Annotated in this window: 3 protein-coding genes and 2 pseudogenes; 1 reads left to right on the top strand and 4 read right to left on the bottom strand. The window is 58.5% G+C overall.

Annotated elements, in window-relative coordinates:
- Positions 1-268: 268 nt before the first annotated feature.
- Positions 269-1,600: pseudogene (locus RFM68_RS33415) on the top strand (transposase).
- 202 nt (positions 1,601-1,802) lie between these two features.
- Here RFM68_RS33415 and RFM68_RS33410 read toward each other — a convergent pair.
- From RFM68_RS33410 to RFM68_RS33400, 4 genes and pseudogenes are all read right to left on the bottom strand, one after another.
- Complete coding sequence (locus tag RFM68_RS33410; protein ID WP_320237187.1) at positions 1,803-2,021, bottom strand: hypothetical protein; 219 nt, start codon at positions 2,019-2,021, stop codon at positions 1,803-1,805.
- A complete protein-coding gene (locus tag RFM68_RS33405) occupies positions 2,012-2,779 on the bottom strand; it encodes an SDR family NAD(P)-dependent oxidoreductase (protein ID WP_320237186.1) in 768 nt (255 codons plus the stop codon). The genes RFM68_RS33410 and RFM68_RS33405 overlap by 10 nt, the downstream gene beginning before the upstream one ends.
- A gap of 75 nt (positions 2,780-2,854) precedes the next feature.
- On the bottom strand, positions 2,855-3,157 hold the full coding sequence (locus RFM68_RS33785; protein WP_430695011.1) for an SDR family oxidoreductase: 303 nt from the start codon (positions 3,155-3,157) through the stop codon (positions 2,855-2,857).
- Positions 3,158-3,786: 629 nt separating this feature from the next.
- Positions 3,787-3,917 (bottom strand): annotated as a pseudogene (locus RFM68_RS33400) (IS6 family transposase); the annotation flags it as partial.

Genomic DNA, 3,917 nt, shown 5'->3' with positions numbered 1-3,917 from the left:
AGTATTTAATACGCGATTTTTTACAGACGACATTCCGTATGTAATGGTTACTCTATATTGAAGTATGTAGCCACATTGGCGAATGTTAAATACGCTTTATTGATAAGTTAAGTACTTGTGAATAAGTCTTGCAACATATGAATAGGGCGAATTGGCACCATTACGGGCCTGTTGAAGAAGTGCCGTCACGCTGATTCAATCGAGCTGCCGTTGATTCTCGGGACCTAGAGATGCTGGGACTAAAGAGCGGGATCAGCTCGAGCTGTTCATGACGGGGTCATTGCGACAATTGGTTCCCGACGATCACATTCTGGCCGCGTAGATCGCGTTCTCGATTTGGATTGGCTGCGCGAGGAGGTAGCTGACCTTTACTGCGCCGATAACGGTCGGCCTGGCATTGATCCCGAGGTGGCGGTGCGCCTTATGCTTGCCGGCTTTCTGCTCGGGATCGTGCACGACCGGCGGCTGATGCGGGAGGCGCAGGTGAATGTCGCAATCCGCTGGTTCAACGGCTACGGTCTGCACGAGGCGCTGCCCGATCACTCGAGCCAGACCCGGATACGGCAGCGCTGGGGCGCGGACGCTTCCGGCGCATTTTCCAGCGCACGGTTCATGCTTGCATTACGGCGAAGATCGCCAAAGGCGAGATCGTTCATATCGACGCTTCACTGATCCGCGCCGACGTCAGTTGGGACAGCCTGGCGGTTCGGCATGTCGAGGCGGTGGCCCAGATCAACGACGCAGAGATCGAAGCGCTCCGCGCCAGCCGGCAGACCGGCAAGTTCAAGAAAGTGTGCGTAACCAACCCCGACGCCACGATGGCGACCAACACGCGCAACCGCCGACTGGAGCCGGCCTACAAGCAACATACGGCGGTCGACGACCAGTGCGGCGTGATTGTCGACGTTGAGGTGGCGACAGGCGAACAGAACGAGGGCATGGCTATAGAGCAGTGTCTCGGCGCTATTGCCGAGACGACGGGTTCGGCCATCGCGACGGCGACGATGGACGCCGGCTATGCATATGCCAAGGTGTTTCGGGCGCTGGAGGATCGCGGCATCGAAGCCATCGTTCCGGCCAAGGCCGAGCCACGTCCTGGAAAGGTCATTCCGACGCGCCGCTTCAAGTTCGACGCCCTGCATAATCTGGCGCGCTGTCCGCGAGGAAAAATCCTGCGGCCGAAAGGCAAGCTGCAAAAGGGCTCATTCCAACACTTCCAGGCACACGGCAAGGATGGTCGCGCATGTCCGCTGCGGGAACGCTGCGTTAGTCCGTCGCGCCACGCCCGCGTCGTCGTGTTCAACGTCGATCATCCTTCATTGCTGAGGGCGCGGCGCAATCGGCTCGGATGGGGTCGAACGGAACAAGATCTTTATCAGCGTCATCGCTGGCGGGTCGAGGGCGTGCATGGGAAGCCAAGACATGGCACGGCCTCGCCCGCGCAGTGCGCCGAGGACTGGACAATATGCGCATTCAGGCCTTCCTGACCGCTGCGGCCATTAATCTGAAGCGGCTGGCCGTCGCACTCTACGGCTTCCTGCTTCTGCTCATCAGCAATTCGGCGGTCAGCATCAAATTTCAGAGGCTCGCGGCGGTATGACGCGTCGTTGTACAGGTTGATCGCCACCGGCTCGGAGCCCGAAATTGCCGGGCAAAAAGGCACTTCTTCAACAGGCCCATTACACAGATGCAACCGAACACGCGTGGCGAACCCTGCGCGCAATGGCTGCCGACGAGCGGAGACCGTCGGCCTCGGCCGCACAGTTGCGATGTGCGTCACGGAAGCGGATTCCTGCGAGAGCCTAATGCTTTTCCCGCTGCTCAACGGATGGCGCGATCGTCAAGGAGTCGATGTTGACGCCGTTCAGAACTTTGCCCCAATTCGCGAATTCAACCAAAGACCGTTCGATCGTATCCGAATCAATGACCGCGACCCCTAGACGGATACTGGATGCAGGACAGTTCTCGATCTTGAGGCATTGTCTATGCTTGCCCCCAACACAACCGGCTGCTACCAGCATGTATAGCCACCATCCACCAACAGTACCGTTTCCGTAATATAGCTTGACGCATCGCTCGCGAGAAAATGGGCCGCGGATGCTATCTCATGAGGAAGGCCTAGGCGTCCCATTGGTGTTTGGTCACACCATTGAGCGAGCGTTTCTTTGGGATACCTGGCGGTCATGTCAGACTGTACGAATCCAGGGGCAACTGCGTTCACGCGAACGCCGGCTTTTGCCCACTCGCACGCTAGCGTCTTGGTCACCATGTTCACGCCAGCCTTGCTTGCGTTGTAGGACGTGACAACAGATCGTTGTCGTGTAACGATTTCCCCGCACATCGAACTAATGTTTACAATCGCCCCCGAACCGCGCTCCGCCATCGCAGAGCCGAACGCGCGGCTGCAAAAGAAGACGCCGTCCAAATTGACAGAGAGCACCGCCCGCCAATCCTCGTCGGTGGTCTGATTTGTCGGCGCGGCACGAGACACTCCGGCATTGTTGACAAGGATGTCGGGGCACAGGCCGATTTCACCGGCGAGATCGCGGACAGCTTGTGAATCCGTGACATCAAGTTGATAGACCTGTGGTTTGATGGGGAACTGATCGGCGGCCTCGGCCACGCGGATCCCGTCAGTGCCAGTCAGAACTATATCGGCACCGGCTTGTTGCAAGGTAAGGGCAATCTGCAAACCGATACCGCGTCCTCCCCCGGTTACCAAAGCAGTTTTCCTGGTTAAGTCGAACTTGCTGTTAGATGGCCGTTCCATATGCGGCATGGCTGATCTCCCTAGATGTTGTTAGCGAACTGATGCATACATCCACTATAGAAGAGGTGCGCTTCACGCCCCACATCACCTCATGTCCAAAGACGGTATGGGCGCCAGGAACAGGAAGACACCAGCCACGTCTTCCGGCCGCGCGACGCGACAAAGCGACCTTGGGTCGTCCGGGTTGATACTCGCCGTATTCGGGTCCGGCCCGCGCACGGCGAAGCCGGTGCGCAGCATCGGGGTGTCGCATTCGTTGCGGCAAACCGTGTTGACCCGGACACCTTCTCGCGCTCCCGCGGGGATCGCGGCCCATCGCGTTAGCGATGCGAGCGCTGTCTTGGACCAATGGGAGAGCCAGGCTTGGTGGCCATCGCACGGCCACAATAATGGATCTCATTCTGCCCTCCGCGAACAGGCAGCGTTCCAGCCGCAAGCGCATTGTGCAGTGAATTCTCCCGAAGCTGCGCGCCGCGGGTCTGAGTTTCGTCAACCGCCGCCGAAGGCATCCTCTCATCCCACTTAAGCGTCCTGTGGCCAAGTACTGGCCGCTGGGCGCTTTCTGCACCCGCCGCCAACAGATCCTGCTGTTTCGCTACAAGGAAGGTTCAAAAGTCGTGCCAACTGAGTAGAAGGAGCGTAGCCCTTAAATGAGAGTGCATCAGCAGCGGAGCCGACCGCCCAACCGTGTCATAGAGCAGACAAACCGACGGATAATGTCGGCGTCCCTGCGCTTTCCCAGGACGTGGCAGTATTGCTCGAAACTTCGGTCTTACACCACCACAATGAAATCGAGCAGGAAACCTAGGAAAACGACACCCAGATCCCCTCTGGGCGGAGCCAGTTCCAACCTCGTGGACCAGCTCGCCAATCCTCCTTGGGGGTCGTGGACATCGACGGAGCAAGTTCAAAACGGTCAATGCTTTGAAGCGCAGGCAACACGAAGGCGTCCTCGACAAGATGCAGGACCCTCGATGGCGATGTCGCGTTGTCTGTTGAGACCTGCGGCGCTGATGTCAGATGGCCACGGTCACGGCTTTCCATTCCGCCATGGCCTGCAGGCGGTGAATATGTGCAGCGAGAACGGAGCGTTTTGAGCGGGGCGGGACGAAGAGATTGCGCAGGGCCGAGAAGATCGGAACGAAGC

The sequence above is a fragment of the Mesorhizobium montanum genome (assembly GCF_033977145.1).
Classification (GTDB): Bacteria; Pseudomonadota; Alphaproteobacteria; order Rhizobiales; family Rhizobiaceae; genus Mesorhizobium; species Mesorhizobium montanum.
Note: the sequence above shows the minus strand (reverse complement) of the source record. Positions and strands in the feature narration are given on the sequence as shown.

Bases quoted from the DNA above. Each gene is read 5' to 3' on its own strand.
- RFM68_RS33410 (WP_320237187.1), bottom strand. From the start codon at position 2,021: ATGCTGGTAGCAGCCGGTTGTGTTGGGGGCAAGCATAGACAATGCCTC.
- RFM68_RS33405 (WP_320237186.1), bottom strand. From the start codon at position 2,779: ATGCCGCATATGGAACGGCCATCTAACAGCAAGTTCGACTTAACCAGG.